Source organism: Variovorax sp. EBFNA2, assembly GCF_033802765.1.
Taxonomy (GTDB): Bacteria; Pseudomonadota; Gammaproteobacteria; order Burkholderiales; family Burkholderiaceae_C; genus Variovorax; species Variovorax paradoxus_H.
In genome coordinates, this window is the sequence record NZ_CP138496.1 from 1 (window position 1) to 17,064 (window position 17,064).

The 17,064-nt window shown below is 66.8% G+C and carries 15 protein-coding genes and 1 pseudogene; 7 read left to right on the forward strand and 9 right to left on the reverse strand.

Features of this window, described 5'->3' with window-relative positions:
• The 3 genes from dnaA to gyrB all read left to right on the forward strand — a co-directional run bounded on the left by dnaA (position 1) and on the right by gyrB (position 5,332).
• Positions 1–1,380 carry a chromosomal replication initiator protein DnaA gene (dnaA, locus tag RZE79_RS00005; RefSeq protein WP_153281391.1) on the forward strand — a complete coding sequence of 460 codons (1,380 nt, stop codon included), beginning with the start codon at positions 1–3 and terminating at the stop codon, positions 1,378–1,380.
• 89 nt (positions 1,381–1,469) lie between these two features.
• A complete protein-coding gene (gene dnaN, locus RZE79_RS00010) occupies positions 1,470–2,576 on the forward strand; it encodes a DNA polymerase III subunit beta (protein ID WP_099794246.1) in 1,107 nt (368 codons plus the stop codon).
• 134 nt (positions 2,577–2,710) lie between these two features.
• Positions 2,711–5,332: a DNA topoisomerase (ATP-hydrolyzing) subunit B gene (gyrB, locus tag RZE79_RS00015; protein ID WP_153281390.1), complete on the forward strand. Its 2,622-nt coding sequence runs from the start codon at positions 2,711–2,713 to the stop codon at positions 5,330–5,332.
• A gap of 74 nt (positions 5,333–5,406) precedes the next feature.
• Here the strand turns inward: gyrB and RZE79_RS00020 are convergent, their stop codons facing one another.
• The 3 genes and pseudogenes from RZE79_RS00020 to RZE79_RS00030 form a co-directional block, all read right to left on the reverse strand.
• Positions 5,407–5,997 carry a mobile mystery protein B gene (locus RZE79_RS00020; protein WP_153281389.1) on the reverse strand — a complete coding sequence of 197 codons (591 nt, stop codon included), beginning with the start codon at positions 5,995–5,997 and terminating at the stop codon, positions 5,407–5,409.
• Positions 5,988–6,449: a mobile mystery protein A gene (locus RZE79_RS00025; RefSeq protein WP_319358299.1), complete on the reverse strand. Its 462-nt coding sequence runs from the start codon at positions 6,447–6,449 to the stop codon at positions 5,988–5,990. The genes RZE79_RS00020 and RZE79_RS00025 overlap by 10 nt, the downstream gene beginning before the upstream one ends.
• A gap of 179 nt (positions 6,450–6,628) precedes the next feature.
• Positions 6,629–7,827: pseudogene (locus tag RZE79_RS00030) on the reverse strand (ABC transporter substrate-binding protein).
• Between the two features lie 413 nt (positions 7,828–8,240).
• Here RZE79_RS00030 and RZE79_RS00035 point away from each other — a divergent pair.
• The 3 genes from RZE79_RS00035 to RZE79_RS00045 all read left to right on the forward strand — a co-directional run bounded on the left by RZE79_RS00035 (position 8,241) and on the right by RZE79_RS00045 (position 10,769).
• Complete coding sequence (locus RZE79_RS00035; protein ID WP_319358301.1) at positions 8,241–8,765, forward strand: hypothetical protein; 525 nt, start codon at positions 8,241–8,243, stop codon at positions 8,763–8,765.
• 109 nt (positions 8,766–8,874) lie between these two features.
• The gene (locus RZE79_RS00040; RefSeq protein WP_319358303.1) at positions 8,875–9,387 is read left to right on the forward strand and encodes a hypothetical protein; all 513 of its coding nucleotides are present in this window, start codon (positions 8,875–8,877) and stop codon (positions 9,385–9,387) included.
• A 122-nt stretch (positions 9,388–9,509) separates the two neighbouring features.
• A complete protein-coding gene (locus tag RZE79_RS00045) occupies positions 9,510–10,769 on the forward strand; it encodes a metallophosphoesterase (protein ID WP_319358305.1) in 1,260 nt (419 codons plus the stop codon).
• A gap of 12 nt (positions 10,770–10,781) precedes the next feature.
• Here RZE79_RS00045 and RZE79_RS00050 read toward each other — a convergent pair whose 3' ends face one another.
• From RZE79_RS00050 to RZE79_RS00065, 4 genes are all read right to left on the reverse strand, one after another.
• The gene (locus RZE79_RS00050; protein ID WP_319358307.1) at positions 10,782–11,282 is read right to left on the reverse strand and encodes a polyhydroxyalkanoate granule-associated phasin; all 501 of its coding nucleotides are present in this window, start codon (positions 11,280–11,282) and stop codon (positions 10,782–10,784) included.
• Between the two features lie 117 nt (positions 11,283–11,399).
• Entirely contained in the window at positions 11,400–12,377 is a 978-nt protein-coding gene (locus RZE79_RS00055; protein WP_319358309.1) for a lysylphosphatidylglycerol synthase domain-containing protein, read from the reverse strand.
• Between the two features lie 55 nt (positions 12,378–12,432).
• The gene (clsB, locus tag RZE79_RS00060; RefSeq protein WP_319358311.1) at positions 12,433–13,713 is read right to left on the reverse strand and encodes a cardiolipin synthase ClsB; all 1,281 of its coding nucleotides are present in this window, start codon (positions 13,711–13,713) and stop codon (positions 12,433–12,435) included.
• 14 nt (positions 13,714–13,727) lie between these two features.
• Entirely contained in the window at positions 13,728–14,525 is a 798-nt protein-coding gene (locus RZE79_RS00065; protein WP_319358313.1) for an endonuclease/exonuclease/phosphatase family protein, read from the reverse strand.
• Positions 14,526–14,738: 213 nt separating this feature from the next.
• Here RZE79_RS00065 and RZE79_RS00070 point away from each other — a divergent pair, with 213 nt between their 5' ends.
• Positions 14,739–15,113: a serine/threonine protein kinase gene (locus RZE79_RS00070; RefSeq protein WP_153285881.1), complete on the forward strand. Its 375-nt coding sequence runs from the start codon at positions 14,739–14,741 to the stop codon at positions 15,111–15,113.
• 94 nt (positions 15,114–15,207) lie between these two features.
• Here the strand turns inward: RZE79_RS00070 and RZE79_RS00075 are convergent, their stop codons facing one another.
• Together RZE79_RS00075 and RZE79_RS00080 are read right to left on the reverse strand one after the other, a co-directional pair.
• A complete protein-coding gene (locus tag RZE79_RS00075) occupies positions 15,208–15,792 on the reverse strand; it encodes a Spy/CpxP family protein refolding chaperone (RefSeq protein ID WP_319358316.1) in 585 nt (194 codons plus the stop codon).
• Between the two features lie 132 nt (positions 15,793–15,924).
• Complete coding sequence (locus RZE79_RS00080) at positions 15,925–16,998, reverse strand: flavodoxin family protein (protein WP_319358318.1); 1,074 nt, start codon at positions 16,996–16,998, stop codon at positions 15,925–15,927.
• Between the last annotated feature and the right edge of the window lie 66 nt (positions 16,999–17,064).

Sequence of the window (17,064 nt, forward strand, 5' to 3'; positions counted from 1 at the left end):
ATGTCGACTGACGGCATCGGCGAAAGCCTGTGGCAGGCCTGCGTCGACCAGCTCGCGCAGGAGCTGTCCGAGCAGCAGTTCAACACCTGGATCAAGCCCCTCACCGCGCAGGTCGCCGACGACCTTTCGCGCATGACGGTGTTCGTCGCCAACCGCTTCAAGCTCGACTGGATCCGTGCCCAGTACGCCGGCAAGATCGCGGCCATGGCCGAGAAGATGTACGGCCAGCCGGTCGCCATTGAGTTAGCGCTCGCTCCACGCGAAACCCCCGTCCGCATGGCCCCCGTGACCCTCATGGCCGAAACGGACGTGCCACGCGACGTGGCCGGTCCGGGCGAGGAACCGGCCGCCGCCGGCTTCAAGAACCGCCTCAATTCGGGGCTCACTTTCGACACCCTGGTCGAGGGCACGGCCAACCGCATGGCGCGCGCCGCGGCCATGCACGTGGCCGGCATGCCGGGCCACCTGTACAACCCGCTTTTCATCTACGGCGGCGTCGGCCTGGGCAAGACCCACCTGATGCACGCGGTGGGCAACCGGCTGCTGGCCGACCGGCCCGATTCGAAAGTTCTCTACATCCACGCCGAGCAGTTCGTGTCGGATGTGGTCAAGGCCTATCAGCGCAAGACTTTCGATGAGTTCAAGGAACGCTACCACTCGCTCGATCTGCTGCTGATCGACGACGTGCAGTTCTTCGCCAACAAGGACCGCACGCAGGAAGAGTTCTTCAACGCGTTCGAGGCCCTGCTCGCCAAGAAGTCGCACATCGTGATGACCAGCGACACCTATCCCAAGGGGCTGGCCGACATCCACGAGCGGCTGGTGTCGCGCTTCGATTCGGGTCTCACGGTGGCGATCGAGCCGCCCGAGCTCGAGATGCGCGTAGCGATCCTGATCAACAAGGCCCGCGTCGAGGGCGCCGAAATGCCTGAAGAAGTCGCCTTCTTCGTGGCCAAGAACGTGCGCTCCAACGTGCGCGAGCTCGAAGGCGCCCTGCGCAAGATCCTGGCGTACTCGCGCTTCAACCAGAAGGAGATCTCGATCGCCCTGGCGCGCGAGGCGCTGCGCGACCTGCTGTCGATCCAGAATCGGCAGATCTCGGTCGAAAATATCCAGAAGACGGTGGCCGACTACTACAAGATCAAGGTCGCCGACATGTACAGCAAGAAACGCCCGGCCAGCATTGCGCGGCCGCGGCAGATCGCGATGTACCTGGCCAAGGAGCTCACGCAGAAGAGCCTGCCGGAAATCGGCGAACTGTTCGGCGGTCGCGACCACACGACGGTGCTCCACGCGGTGCGCAAGATTTCGGGCGAGCGCCAGCAGCTCACCGAACTCAACCAGCAGCTCCACGTCCTCGAACAGACCCTCAAAGGCTGAAGCCGAATGTCATCAAGAACGCCCCTCGCGACAGCGGAGAATGGCGTCCTGAAAGCTGATTCAAAGAGATAAGAGAAGAGGAAGAAGACATGATCGTTTTGAAGGCAACCCAAGACAAAGTTCTTGCCGCCCTGCAGTCGGTGGCTGGCATCGTGGAACGGCGTCATACCCTGCCGATCCTGGCCAATGTGCTGATCCGCAAGACCGGCGGCCAGCTGCAGCTGACCACCAGCGACCTCGAGATCCAGATCCGCACCACCGCCGAGCTCGGTGGCGACGAGGGCAACTTCACGACCACCATCGGTGCGCGCAAGCTGATCGACATCCTGCGCACCATGCCCGCCGACCAGACCGTGAGCCTCGAATCGAGCGCCAGCAAGCTCGTGCTCAAGGGTGGCAAAAGCCGCTTCACGCTGCAGTCGCTGCCCGCCGAAGACTTCCCGCTGGTGCAGGAAGCCGCCAATTTCGGCCCCGTGTTCAGCGTGCCGCAAAAAACGCTGAAAGACCTGCTCTCGCAGGTCTCGTTCGCGATGGCCGTGCACGACATCCGCTACTACCTGAACGGCATCCTGTTCGTGGCCGAAGGCAAGCAACTGAGCCTGGTCGCCACCGACGGCCACCGCCTGGCGTTCTCGTCGGCCCTGCTCGATGTCGAAGTGCCCCGCCAGGAAGTGATCCTGCCGCGCAAGACCGTGCTCGAAATGCAGCGCCTGCTGTCCGACGCCGAAGGCGCCATCGAGATGCAGTTTGCGAACAACCAGGCCAAGTTCAGCTTCGGCGGCATGGAGTTCGTCACCAAGCTGGTCGAGGGCAAGTTCCCCGACTACAACCGCGTGATTCCCAAGAACCACAAGAACACCGTCACGCTCGGCCGCGCGCCGCTCCTGGCCAGCCTGCAGCGCACCGCCATCCTGACCAGCGAGAAGTTCAAGGGCGTGCGCCTGAACATCGAGCCGGGCACGCTGCGCATTGCGTCGAACAACGCCGAGCAGGAAGAAGCCCAGGACGAGCTCGACATCGACTACGGCGGCGACAGCATCGAGATCGGCTTCAACGTGACCTACCTGATCGACGCGCTGTCGAACATGGACCAGGACATGGTCAAGCTGGACCTGGCCGACTCCAACAGCTCGGCCTTGTTAACCATCCCCGAGAACGCATCTTTCAAGTACGTCGTGATGCCGATGCGCATCTAGACCCCCCAAGACACAGCGCCTTGCGCACACGACCCGCGGCCCTCCGCGGGTTTGCGCTTTCAAGAGGCGGCGAATTGAGCTTTTGAGAGCCCGAAAAATCACGTGAATGCCGTGAGAGACAGAGGAATATCCGAATGAGTGCTGAAGAAAACAAGCCCGACGTGCCGCACACCGAGCCGGTCTACACCCCCGAAATCCAGATCGTGGCGCCCGAAGGCGTTGTCGCCGACTCCAGTTATGGCGAAGGCGCGATCACGATCCTCGAAGGTCTGGAAGCCGTGCGCAAGCGCCCGGGCATGTACATCGGCGACACCTCCGACGGCACGGGCCTTCACCATTTGGTGTTCGAAGTGGTCGACAACTCCATCGACGAAGCGCTCGCAGGCCATTGCGACGACATCGTCGTGACCATCCACTCCGACAACTCGATCTCCGTCACCGACAACGGCCGCGGCATCCCGACCGGCGTGAAGATGGACGACAAGCACGAGCCCAAGCGCTCGGCCGCTGAAATTGCGCTCACCGAACTGCACGCCGGCGGCAAGTTCAACCAGAACAGCTACAAGGTCTCGGGCGGCCTGCACGGCGTGGGCGTGTCGTGCGTGAACGCGCTGAGCGTGAAGCTGCGCCTCATCGTGCGTCGCGAAGGCAAGATCCACGAGCTCGAATTCAGCCGCGGCTTCGTGCAGAACCGCCTGCTCGACACCGTGAACGGCTTCGAGGTCTCGCCCATGAAGGTCATCGGCGACACCGACAAGCGCGGCACCGAAGTGCACTTCCTGCCCGACACGGAAATCTTCAAGGAAAACAACGATTTCCACTACGAGATCCTGAGCAAGCGCCTGCGCGAGCTGAGCTTCCTGAACAACGGCGTGCGCATCCGCCTGCTCGACGAGCGCACCGGCAAGGAAGACGACTTCTCCGGCGCCGGCGGGGTGCGCGGCTTCGTGGAGTTCATCAACAAGGGCAAGACCGTCCTGCACCCGAACTCGTTCTACGCAGCGGGCGAGAAGCCGGCCGACACCTACGGCGGCATCCCCGGCACGCACATCGGCGTCGAAGTGGCGATGCAGTGGAACAGCGGCTACAACGAGCAGGTGCTGTGTTTCACCAACAACATCCCGCAGCGTGACGGCGGCACCCACCTCACGGGCCTGCGCGCCGCGATGACCCGCGTCATCAACAAGTACATCGAAGAGAACGAGTTCGCCAAGAAGGCGAAGGTCGAGGTCACCGGCGACGACATGCGCGAAGGCCTGTGCTGCGTGCTGAGCGTGAAGGTGCCCGAGCCCAAGTTCTCCAGCCAGACCAAGGACAAGCTGGTCTCCAGCGAAGTGCGCGCGCCGGTGGAAGACATCGTCGGCCGCCTGCTCACCGACTACCTGCAGGAGCGTCCGAACGACGCCAAGATCATCTGCGGCAAGATCGTCGAGGCCGCCCGCGCCCGCGAAGCGGCCCGCAAGGCCCGCGAAATGACGCGCCGCAAGGGCGTGCTCGACGGCATGGGCCTGCCCGGCAAGCTGGCCGACTGCCAGGAAAAGGACCCCGCCCTGTGCGAGGTCTACCTCGTGGAGGGCGACTCCGCCGGCGGCTCCGCCAAGCAGGGTCGCGACCGGAAGTTCCAGGCCATCCTGCCGCTGCGCGGCAAGATCCTGAACGTCGAGAAAGCGCGCTACGAGAAGCTGCTCACCAGCAACGAAATTCTCACGATGATCACCGCGCTGGGCACCGGCATCGGCCGCGCCGGCGCGACCACGGCGGGCGGCGGCGCGGACGACTTCAACGTCGCCAAGCTGCGCTACCACCGCATCATCATCATGACCGACGCCGACGTGGACGGCGCGCACATCCGCACGCTGTTGCTCACGTTCTTCTACCGGCAGATGCCCGAGCTGGTCGAGCGCGGCCACATCTACATCGCGCAGCCGCCGCTGTACAAGGTCAAGGTCGGCAAGGAAGAGCAGTACCTGAAGGACGGCCCCGCGCTCGACGCCTTCCTGCTCAAGGTGGCGCTGAAAGACGCGAGCATCGAGACCGGCGGCGCCGCCTCGACCACGCTGTCGGGCGACACGCTGGCCGAGCTGGCGCGCAAGCATCAGGTGGCCGAGGCCGTGATTGCGCGCCTGCGCAACTTTATGGACGCCGAAGCGCTGCGCGCCATCGCCGACGGCGTGGCGCTCGACCTCGACACGCCGCCCGCCGCCGAGGCCTCGGCCGTGGCACTGCAGGCCAAGCTGCGCGAGCTCAACACGACCGGTGTGCCGGCCGAGGTAAGCAGCGAGTTCGACGCCCGCACCGACAAGCCGCTGCTGCGCATCAGCCGCCGCCACCACGGCAACATCAAGTCCAGCGTGATCACGCAGGACTTCGTGCACGGCGCCGACTACGCGGCACTGGCCGAAGCCGCCAACACCTTCCGCGGTCTGCTGAGCACCGAAGGCGCGCTGGTCAAGCGCGGCGAAGGCGAGCGTGGCAAGGAAGAAAAGGTCGACGACTTCCGCCAGGCCATGAAGTGGCTGATCGGCGAAGCCGAACGCGCCACCTCGCGCCAGCGCTACAAGGGTCTGGGCGAGATGAACCCCGAGCAGCTGTGGGAAACCACCATGGACCCGACCGTGCGCCGCCTGCTGCGCGTGCAGATCGACGATGCGATCGAAGCCGACCGCGTGTTCACGATGCTGATGGGCGACGAGGTGGAACCGCGCCGCGAGTTCATCGAGCAGAACGCGCTGCGCGCGTCGAACATCGACGTCTGATCGGGGAGGTCTTCCTCCCCGAGCCACAGCAGGGCGCTGGCGTTGCCGGCCCCTTCGTTCGTTTTCGGGTGAGCTCAGGTGCGAGCAAACGCGAGCAGCAGCTGGTAGTCGCCTTGGTCCGCGGCACGCAGGGCGGCCAGATACCGCACCCGCGCGTCGTCGGCGGCGACCAGATTGCCGCCGTTTCCCCAGGAGAACGCAGGCTGGCCAAGGCTGCGTAGAAGCGCGTCGGCCATCATGCGAGAGTGCCGCCCGTTGCCGTTGGGGAACGGGTGAATCCAGACCAGGTCGCGGTGAAAGCGCGCTGCGATTTCGTCGGGGGGAAATGTGGCGTTGTCGACCCACCAGCGCGTGTTTCCGAACAGCTGCGCAAGCTTGACGCCCACCTGTGTCCAGTCGCAGCCGATGTTCTTGTCCGACTTGCGAAACGTGCCCGCCCACGCCCAGGTTTTGCCGAACATCTGTTCATGCAACGCCCGGCAGAACTCCTCGCTGAGGACGTCTGGTGACCGCAAGCGCTTCAGCCAGCGCACGGCGCGCAGGATGTTCTCCTGCTCCCAGTCGTTCAGGTCGCTCTGGGTGGCCAGGTGTTCCGGAAGAAGTCCGGCCTTCTCGTCAGGGTCCAGGGGTGTCTGGCCATCCTGCGCTTCAAGGTCTATCGCCATAGCTCTGACCATCGGCCGCGCATCAGTTCCTCGGTCCTGCGTTCCACCTGCTTGCGAAGTCGCTCCGAGGCTGGCCGTTGGTCTTCGAGGCTCATCGTGTGGGCCACCCTGCCGACCTCTTCGATGGCGATGGCTCGGGCGCGTTCCTTGACCATTTCCGTGAGGGGGCGGCGCGGCACCAGGGCGTAGACGAGCTCACAGTCAAGTCCGTCGGCGAGCTTGCGCAACTGGCCAAGCGTGATTCGGTCGTCCGCTTCCGACCGCTCGGATTTGTGCAATGTCGGCCCTGAAATGCCCAAGCGCTGGGCTTGCTGGCGCTCCGTGCGCCCCAGCGCTTCTCGAATCAGCTTCAGCCATCCGCGCGACGGCCGGGGCCGTTTCACCATCTCGGCATAGGCGGACACGGTGGCTTGCAGTTGCTCAAGTCGAAGCTGGTTCAGTTCAGAGGACATTTTGCTAGCTCATAGGCTTACATCTAGTGGTTGGATGATAGCCTTTGATGCAGCAAAATCAAAACATATGCGTCCCTATAGGGAAGCACATGAAGAATACTTGCTGCGCTTTGAGGCAGCACTCCGACGTAACCCGCGCCCACATCTGCTCAGCCGAGGGCGTCCTGCCAACGCCCCATTCACTGCTTGCGCTGCACGAACAGGTTGCGCTTCGCGTCCTCCGGGTACGCGAAGGTGATCTGCCCGTTGCGCACCACGCCCATCACCAGCATGTTGGGCGAAATCGCGTCCTTGTCGTTCTCCGAGAACGACTTGTCGTAGGTCGTGACCACGCCGTAGTACGGCCGCTTGGACTGCTCCAGCGAGGCCTTGATGAACGGGCCTTCGAGTTTGCCGTTCGGCACATTGAACATCGCGTGGGCCAGCAGGTACGTGGCGTCGTACGCCTGCGCGGCGGCCATCGGGACCGGGATGCGCTTGGTGTTGAACTTCTGCACGTAGTGGAAAAGAAACGACGAGCGGCGCTCGTTGCTGGGCTCGGCGATGAAGCTCTGCGCCATCAACGCGCCTTCGGCGGCATCGCGCGCGCCGTCGATGAACGAAGGGAAGGACAGCGGCCAGGCACCGACCTGGGGCACCTTCCAGTTCAAGGCCTGCCGGCCGCGCGCAATGACGGCGTTTTCCGGGCCCACGGTGTAGCTGAAGATGACGTCCGCGCCGGCCGCCTTGGCCTCCGACAGTTCCTTCGTCAGGTCTTTCACGCCGAGCGGAAAACGGCCCACGTACACGGGCTTGAGGTTCTTGGCCGCCAGCGCTTTTTCGACGTCCTTCACGCCCGCCTCGCCGTACCCGGTGGTGTCGTGCAGCACGGCGACCCGTTTCCAGCCCCGCGCGATCAGGTCGTCGACCACGAAAGGCGCCTGGATGCTGTCCTTGGGCGAAGTGCGAAAGATATAGCTCGTGGCCGGCGGATAGGTCGAGGTCAGCGCCGAGCCGGTGGCGCAGGGCACGATCAGTGGCAATTTCGCGTCATTGAAAACGGCCAATGATTTCATCGCCACGCCGGTATTGCAGAAACCGATGGTGGCACCACTTTTTCGCTGACGAGGGCCTGGGATTGCGAATGGCCGATGTCCGGATTGGCCTGATCGTCCTTGATCACCAATTCGAGCGAGCGCCCGAGATAACCGCCCACGGCATTGATTTCATCGACGGCCATCTTCACGCCGTTGAGCATGGGCAGGCCGAAATCGGCCGAGGGCCCCGTGAAAGGGCCGATGACGCCGATGCGGATCGGCGCGGGTTGCTGTGCGCTTGCCTGGGCGGCCAACGCCAGACCCATCAGCAAAAAAATGAACCGGTGATTTGAATGAGGCATTTGGCTTTAGCGCTTTGGAAGAAGAGGTCGAGCCTAATTTCTTTGCGCGCTCTCCAATAGCTAGGGTATGCCCAGTCAATTGCGCACTATTTCCAATTTCTGTTGCCAATTCCAATTGAGAAATTCGGGGGTAACGCCTGTCGCGGGCGTGAGCCCCGTGCGCACGGGGCTGCGCCGAACCGGTGAACGGCCCCCCGGCCCAAGGCTGCGGAGCCCCGTCTCAGGGTTTCCGATGAATAGGCTTCAAAAAGCGAGGGAGGCGCCCGTCACACGGGCGTCACCAGCTATGAAAACAATAGCATTCACCTGCGCAACGCAGAAGCTTCCTCGTAAACGCTATATCTAGCCCGACTCTTGCTAAGCAAAATTCCTGACGGATTTCCTGTCACGCAAGATCGAGGACACACAGAGCAATGAACCCCAAGCGTTTCCAGCGGCCCCTGGCTGCACTGGTTCTGGGCGGTGCCACAGCCGCCGCGGCACTCCTCGCGGCCGTGTCGCCGGCCCATGCGTTCTCGAACCCGCCGATCCAGGTCGCGCAGGGCATCGAATACATGTGCGGCGGCGCCGCCAAGGGCGAAACCGCCTTCCTGGAAATGGTCGCGCCGCGCTGGGCCGCGACCATCGACCTTCGCGTGAACGACGGCAAGGGCGCGCAGCAGGCCGGCTTCCCGGCCAAGGCGGCGATCGAGATCCGCCAGAAGTACACGGGCCAGACAGTCATGCAAGTGCAGACCCAGGCGCCCTACATGCTCGCGCGGCTCGATCCGGGCGCCTACGACGTCGACGTGACGCTCGGCGGGCTCACGCTCACGCAGCAGCTGGTCGTGATCGCCGGCATTCCGGCGCGTGCCTCGTTCGTCTGGCCGTCGAACTTCGACATGGCTTCGATCGCGCCGCCGCTGCCGCAGGCGCTGGCGCAAACCACCGCGCGCTGACCCGGGCGGGCCACCATGGCCCGCGCAGTTAAGCCTTCCTTAAGCCGTGCCCGGCACATTGCCTGCCTGCGTGGCCTGTCGCCACCATTGCCCGGAAAGGAAGGCTTCGATGTCTCTCACCACCACCCCCTTGTTCCTGTTCTCGCACGCCCGGCCCGTGGCTGCGGCGAGCGCTGCGGCCGTGCTCGTGCTGCTCGGCGGCGCACTGGCGGCACAGCCTGCCCAGGCGGCAATGAACCCGCCGATTCTCATGGCGCACGGCGTCGAGTACATGAGCGGCGGCATCGGCCAAGACGAGGCACAGCTGATGGAAACCGTGTCGCCGCGCTGGCCCGCGAGCTTCGAATTCGCGATCAAGGACGGCCGCCGCGCCGACTTCGCGGCCGGCGTGCACGTCACCGTGCGCGACAGCCACGGCACGGCGCTGCTCGACAACGTCGTCTCGGGCGGGCCGTTCATGGTGGCGCGGCTCGAACCGGGCCGCTATGAAGTGGAGGCTCGCATCGGCGGCCAGACGCTGAAGCAAACGCTGCTGGTGTCACTGGGCGCGCCGGCCAAGGCGGTGTTCGAATGGCCGGCGGGCACCGACATGGCCTCCGCCGGCACGCGCACGGTGCGGTAGGCGCAGCGGCACGGTGCCGCGACCGGCACCGACCGGCCACGCCCGCGACGCCACAATGCCCGCTATCCGGTTGCCGCGCGCTATAGAAAAAATAGCGACCCAGGCAGCTTTCGGTGCCTTGAATGCGCGGCATGCGCCTTGCAGATGCCGTGTCCCGGGCGATGCCCGCGTCTTCTTCCGCCCCGATGCCGATCCGTCCCCTGAGCGTCCTGACCGCGCTGCTGCACGTCTATATCGCGCTGCGCCTGCTGCCCGCGCTCGCGTCGCTCACGCCTGCCTGGCCACTCGCCCTCGTGCTGCTGGCGGTGTCGGCGGTCACGATGCCGCTGCCGTTCGTGTCGCGCAGCCACCGCGCCGACCGCAAGGCGAAGCCGGCGGGCGAGACGCTGCACTGGATCGGCCTCATCAGCATGGGCTGGTTTTCCTCGCTGTTCATCTTGACGCTGGTGCGCGACCTCGGCTTGCTGCTGGCCTGGCTGGCAAGCGCGCTCGGCGGCCTGCAGGTGCCGTGGGACGCGATCGCGCCCTGGAGCGCGCTGGCGGTGCTGGCGCTGGCCACGGGCGTGTCGCTGATCGGCTTCTTCAATGCGCGCCGCACGGCCGGCGTGAAGCAGGTCGAGGTGCCGATCCGCGGGCTGCCCGCGGCGCTCGCGGGCTTCACGATCGCGCAGCTCAGCGACATCCACGTGGGTCCGACGATCCGCAACGGCTACATCCAGCGCATCGTCGACGCGGTGAACCGGCTCGGCGCCGACGCCATCGCGATCACCGGCGACCTGGTCGACGGCAGCGTGCCCGAACTGCGCGAGCACATCGCGCCGCTGGCGGGCCTGCGCGCACGCCACGGCACTTTCGTGGTCACGGGCAACCACGAGTACTACGCGGGCGCGCACGCCTGGATCGACGAGTTGCGCCGCCTCGGCCTGAAGGTGCTGTTGAACGAACACGTGGTGCTGCAGACGCGCAACGTGCGCGGCGCGCAGACCGATGAAGAGCTGTTCGAGAGCGCGCTGGTGCTGGCCGGCGTGACCGACTTCACCGCCGGCCATTTCGACGCCGCGCACGCGAGCGACCCGCACCTGGCGCTGTACGACGCGCCGCCGCTGGTCCACACCCGTGTGCTGCTGGCGCACCAGCCGCGCAGCGCGCCGGTGGCGGCCGCGGCCGGCTACCAGCTGCAGCTGTCGGGCCACACGCACGGCGGCCAGTTCTTCCCGTGGAACCTGTTCGTGCCCATGCAGCAGCCGTTCACGGCCGGCCTGCACCGGCTGCACGACATGTGGATCTACGTGAGCCGGGGCACCGGCTACTGGGGGCCGCCGAAGCGTTTCGGCGCGCCGTCGGAAATCACGCTGGTGACGCTGGTCCCGGCGCAACCCTGAAACGCAGCGGCTTCAGGCCTGCAGTTCGGCCAGCAGCCGCCGTGCGTTCGACGTGGCGGCGGTGTGGATCGGCTTCAGGCCTTCGCGCGCAATGCGCGCTGCCACACCCGTGAACTGACCCATCGTGCTGGCGCCGCGCGCCGTGGCCTGCACGAGCGCATCGCCGTGTGTCGCCGCCTGCGCCGGCGTGAAGCTGCCGGCCAGCGAGAAGAGGGCGGTGGTGCCCTGCAGCCACTGCTGCCACGCACGCTGGGCCAGCGAGGCCTGGCTGCTGTGCCATTGCCTGGCCATCGCCAGGCCCGATTCGCTCGCCGCGGCGAGCTTTTCGTGGCCCATCAGCTGGAACTCCGCGAGGTCGGCCGCGCTGGGCGTGAGCCCGGCTTTGGCCATGCGCTCGGTGCGCACGCGGATCACCGTGCCGGACGACAGCAGGGTTTCGTGGGTCTTGAGGGCCAGGTCGACCCATTGCATCAGCGGACTGGCCAGGCGGGCGGTGGTACTGAAGGACGACATGGGAAGAGGGTGCGTGAGGGAACAGAGGGCCACTATAGGCCTGCGAAGTGAAGATTGCTGCAGTGCAACAATTCCTGACCGTCATTTCACCGGTCGGTCGCTTTCTGCGGGCAATATTTAACGTTTCTTATGGTTGTTGCCGGCATCCGCGCGCAGCCGACGCGCACGCGCCTCGGTGACGAGGTAGGCGACCAGCGCCACGGCCAGCGGCAGCAGGTAGTACAGCGCGCGGTAGGCCAGCAGCGCGGCGAGCAGCCGCGTTTCCGCCACCTCGTGCGCCAGCAGCGCGACGAACACCGCCTCCAGCACGCCGAGCCCCGCCGGCACGTGCGTGACCACGCCCGCCACAGCGGCGACCAGCAGCACCGCGAGCACCTGCGGATACCCGACCTCGCCCTGCAGCAGCACCCAGATCACCCCGCCGATGAGCGACCAGTTGACGCACGACATCGCCAGCTGCAGCAAGGCCATCGGCACCGTCGGCGTGCGCAGCGCATGGCCGCGCACGCGCCAGACGTGGCCGTCGGAGAACGCGCACAGTGCCAGGTAGGCGAGCGACACCATCAACAGCACCGCGCCGAGCATGCGCAGGCCGCCACCGTCGATCTTCCAGTCGGGCGGCAGCGCCATGGGCCAGAAGCAGAACGCGGCGCCGGCCACCACGAGGTAGCCGAGCCAATTGGTCAGCATGCTGAAGCCCAGCACGCGCGTGATGGTCTCGTTGCCGAGCCCCAGGCGCGAGTACAGCCGGTAGCGAAACGCCACGCCGCCCACCAGCGAGCCGAAGTTGAGGTTGAAGGCGTAGCTGATGAAGGTCACGCCCATGACCGTGCCAGCGCCGAGCCGGTGCTTCGTGAGGTAGCGGCCCAGCAAATCGTAGGTGCTGTAGAGCGCGAAGCTGGCGGCGGCCAGGGCACCGGCTGCGAGCAATGTGAGGGCTGGCAGCGCGCGCAGCGCAGCGAACACCTCGGCCCAGTCGATGGTGCGCGCCTGCTTCAGCAGCAGCCAGGCGATGCCGCCGAAGAAGGCCCAGATCGCCACGCGCCGCACCCACGGCCACCAAGGGCGGTGCGTGAGCGCCAAAGAAGCACTCATTCGATCACCTCCGCGCTGCGCGCTGCGGTATTCGCCTTGGGAGCGGCCCGGCGGCTCATGCCGTCTCCGTGCGCGCCGTGCCTTCGTCGCTGTCGCGCCGCTTCTGCTGCTGCGCCATGAGGTCGGTCGCCTCAGCCGGCGTCAGGCGCGGCGCATGGCGCGGCAGCCGGTTGAGCCACGACGGGTACCAGCGCAGGAAGTGGAAGACGAAGAAGCTGCGCACCAGCCGCCAGCCGCTCCATTCGCTGGCCAGGTCGTCTGCGCCGACCTGCTTGCAGCTGTGCTGCATGAGCTGGTCCATGCGCTCCCACAGCACGTTGTTGAATGCGGTGTCGCGCACCACGATGTTGGCTTCGAGGTTGAGCGACAGGCTCAGCGGGTCGAGGTTGCTCGAGCCCACGGTGCTCCAGCGGTCGTCCATGAGCGCGACCTTGCCGTGCAGGGGGCGGTCGCAGTACTCGTAGATGCGCACGCCCGCGTGCAGCAGGTGGTGGTAGAGCATGCTGGCGGCCGTCTTCACGATCGGCATGTCGGGCTCGCCCTGCAGGATGAGGCGCACGTCGACGCCGCGGCGCGCGGCGCGGCGCAGCTCCTTGATGAGGCGGTAGCCCGGGAAGAAGTAGGCATTGGCGATCACGATGCGCTCGCGCGCGGCGCGGATCGCCGCGCGGTAATGGCGTTCGATGTCGTTCGTGTGGCGGCGGTTGTCGCGCGTGACGAAGATCGCGTCGGCCTCGCCCGCTGCCTGCAATTGCTCGGCCGGCGGCGCCTGCTTCAGCCGGCGCCGGAACCATCCGGCGCCCTTGCCGCCGAGCGCAATCGCGCGCAGCACGAACTGGTGGATCTCCGCCACGATCGGCCCCGCCAGTTCGACCGCGTAGTCCTGCTTGGCCTTGGGGCCGAAGTCGAGCAGGTGGTCGGCCGAGTAGTTGATGCCGCCCACGAAGGCACGCACGCCGTCGACCACCACGATCTTGCGGTGCATGCGGCGGAACACATTGAGCCGCTGGCCCAGGAAGCGCTGGCCCGGGTCGAACACGCGCACCTTGACGCCGGCCGTGGCCAGGCTCTCGAGGTACTCGCGCGAGAGGTCGGGCGAGCCGAAGCCGTCGATCATCAGGTCGACCTTCACGCCCCGCAGCGCCGCTGCGCGCATGGCCGCATGCAGCGCCAGGCCCACCTTGTCCTCGAACAGGATGAAGGTCTCGATGATCACTTCGCGCTGCGCCTGGCGGACCGCCTCGAACACGCGCGGAAAGAACTCCTCGCCGTTCTCCAGCAGTTCGATGCGGTTGCCGCCGGTCCAGTGGCCGGCACGCTCATGGGTGTCGTGCATGGGGGCCTCGGCGTTCACAGCTCGATGTCCGCCACCAGCGGGGCATGGTCCGACAGGTGCGACCAGGGCCGGCGCGGCAGCACCACGGGCGCGTGCACGCCCGCGTTGCGCACATAGATGCGGTCCAGCGCCAGCAGCGGCAGGCGCGCCGGAAAGGTGCGCGCCGCGCGGCCGTGCGCATGCACGAACACCTCGCGCAGCGAGGCGCCTTCGGCCAGCACGTCGTGCGCGCGGCCGCGCCAGTCGTTGAAGTCGCCCGCGACGATCAGCGGCGCATCGGCCGGCACCTCGTCGCGCACGATGTGGCACAGGAGTTCCAGCTGCTGCTGGCGGTGCGCCTCGGCCAGCCCGAGGTGCGCGCAGATCGCATGCACGTCGACCGTGCGGCCCGGCAGGCGCAGCACGCAGTGCAGCAGGCCGCGCTTTTCGGGGCCGCTCACGGACACGTCGTGGTTGCGGTAATGCACGATCGGAAACTTCGACAGCACGGCATTGCCGTGGTGCCCTTTCGGATACACCGCGTTGCGCCCGTAGGCAAACTGCGGCCACATCGTGTCGGCCAGGAATTCGTAGTGCGGCGCCTCGGGCCAGTTGTTCACCGTGCGCGAGTGGCGCGCATGCGTGCCCATCACCTCCTGCAGGAACACCACGTCGGCGCCCACGGTGCGCACCGCATCGCGCAGCTCCGGAAGGATGAAGCGGCGGTTGAGTGCCGTGAAGCCCTTGTGGGTGTTCACGGTCATGACCTTGAGCGAGGCCGGTGCGGCGGCCACCGCGGCTTCGGGCAACGGAGAAGAAGGGAAAGAGGACATCGGTGCCCTGTTGTACGTGGCCGCGCGCGCGCCGACTGTAGGAACGCGCCACCTTCTTCGCGTGCCTTTCACGCGTGGTCGGCGCGCTCCTACAGGCAGGCCTGCCGCGCCCCCACACCCGGCCTGAAACGGGGCTCCTACGGTGGTTTCAAAGCCGATGCCATGGCGCCCGGCTTTGTGCTTTTTCATTCAATTTGCAAAGGAGCTTTCATGATGACCACCCTGCAACGCCTGACGATCCCCACCGCGCTGCTGGCCGCCCTGCTGGGCGCAGGCGCCGCCCAGGCCCAGATGCCGACACCCGTCCAGCAACCCATGGCGGGCGACAGCTCGGTGCCCGCCTCGCGCGAAGCCGTGAAGGCCGAGGCCCGCGCTCAGAACCGCAACAACGCCAACAGCGTGGTGCCCAAGGGCGAGGCCAGCACCACGGTGAACCACCAGCCCAACGCGATGCCGCCGCCGACCGGCGAGCGCTCGCGCGCGGAAGTTCGCGCCGAGGCGCAGCACGTGAAGCCGCGCTTCGGCCAGCCGGGTGAGCGCCCGGCGGTGCCGACCAACCCGACCGAGAAGACGGGCACGCCGCAGTAATGCGGCGCCCACGAAAAAGCCCGCGGCGCTTGAGGCGTCGCGGGCTTTTTCTTGCCCTTTTTCTGGAGGCCGGCCCCTTCAGCCGGCCGCCCGGTCAGCCCTTGGCAGGCGCTGCGCCGTGGTGGCCTTCATGACCGCCATGGCCGCGGTGCCCGCGATGGCCGTGCCCCGCGAACTTCGCGGTCTCGGCGTCGAAGGTCTTCTGCTGCTCGGGCGTCAGCGCGGCGTAGAAGGCCTTCGTGGCTTCGGCGCGCTTGGCGAACCGCGCGCTGCGTTCGGCCTGGCGGGCCTGCATGTGTTCCAGGCGCTGGGGCGTGGTCAGCTTGGCGAACTCGGCGCGGTCCATGCGCTGCGGGCGCGCGGCACCGGCGGGCGGCTGGCTCGCGGCGGTGAAGCTGCTCCACGCGCCTTCCTGGGCGCTGGTGAGCTTGAGCTTGTCCTTCAGTGCGGCCAGGCGCTTGGCACGGTGTTCCTTCATGCGCTCCATGCGCTGGGCTGGGTCCATGCGCTTGTGCTGTGCCTTGGGTGCGGCGGTGGCGTCGGCAGGTGCCGTGGCGGCCGTGGGCGCTGCGGTCGAAGGCGTGGTGGCGGCCGGTGCCTGGGCGAAGGCGCCCGAAGAGGCGAGGGCGGCGGAACCCAGCAGGCTGGCCCAGACGATGCGTTGGCGAAGAGAGATCATGAGAGTCGCTTCCTTTCGAAGAAGTCCGCGCCAAAGGGCAGCGGGTGAAGCGAAGTGTGGAGCGCCTCTGTAACGCGTCCGTGAGCCGCGCGTGAGCCTGCGTAAAGAAGCATGAACCGCGGCGCGGCCCTGCTACTTGAGCCGCGGCGGCTTCAGCGTGCGGTCGGGCACCTTCAGCGTGCCGGCGCGCAGCGCGGCGACACCGATGGCCACGGCGCGGGCCACGTTGCGCACTTCTTCCTGCACGTCGGCATCGGCGTCGAGCGCGTCGTGGCTGGTGGCGTAGGGCGCGTAGTAGCCGATGTAGCGGTCGAGCCGGGCCTGCGCGCCGGCGTCGATCAGCCCCATCCAGTCGAGCCAGTCCGTGAGGTTGCGGCGCAGGCTCTCGGTGCCGGCCACGTCGCCGTGCGCCACCACGCCGTAGACGCGGCCTTCGAGGTGCTTCGGGTAGCCCCAGCCTTCGAGTTCGAGCGCCTTGGCCTCGTCGGGCTTTTTGCCGTGCGTGCTGGTGGGGTCGGGGTTGCCGCCGTCGGCGCACACGAGGCGGTCGATCATGAGCTTCATCGGGCTCGCGGCCTGGTACCAGTGCGTGGGCGTGAGCACGATCACGCCGTGCGCGGCCACCCAGCGTTCGTAGATCTCGTTCATCCAGTCGCCGGTCTGGCGCAGCGCGTGGTTGGGGTAGCAGCTGCAGGGCCAATGGCACAGCGGCATCGCAGTGGAGACGCAGCCCTTGCACGGGTGGATGTGGCGGCCGTAGTCCGACGTGAGCCGGCTCAGGTCGAGCACGTCGACCTCGATGCCGCTGCCTTCGAGCACCTCGCGCGCGCACTGCGTGAGGCGCCAGGTCTTGGAGATCTCGCCGGGGCAGGTGCCGTCGTTGCGCGGCGAGCCATTGACGAGCAGCACGCGCGAGCGCGTCTCGGGCCGGCCCCAGGCGTCCTGCGCCGCGTCGATGCGCGCGCGGGCGTCGAGCCAGTCGACCGAGAGTTCGTAGTCGGGGTCGGCATAACCGGGCCCGGCCCGGCGGGTCACGGGCGCCTTGCGGCCCTCGTCGTACGCCTTCCAGGCGATGTCTTCCAAGCGTTGCAGCGCCCCGGCCTCGGCCCGGAACGCCGGGTCGTGAAAGCTCTGCATGAAGCGGTCGTGGAACTCGGCGCGCTGCAGCGTGGGCGGCGCCTGTCCTTTGCGTATCGTGGGAGGCATGGCCGCAATCTAGGCCGCGCACGCGCCAGAGCGAACCGAACGTCGCGCCGACTTTCGGTAGGCGGG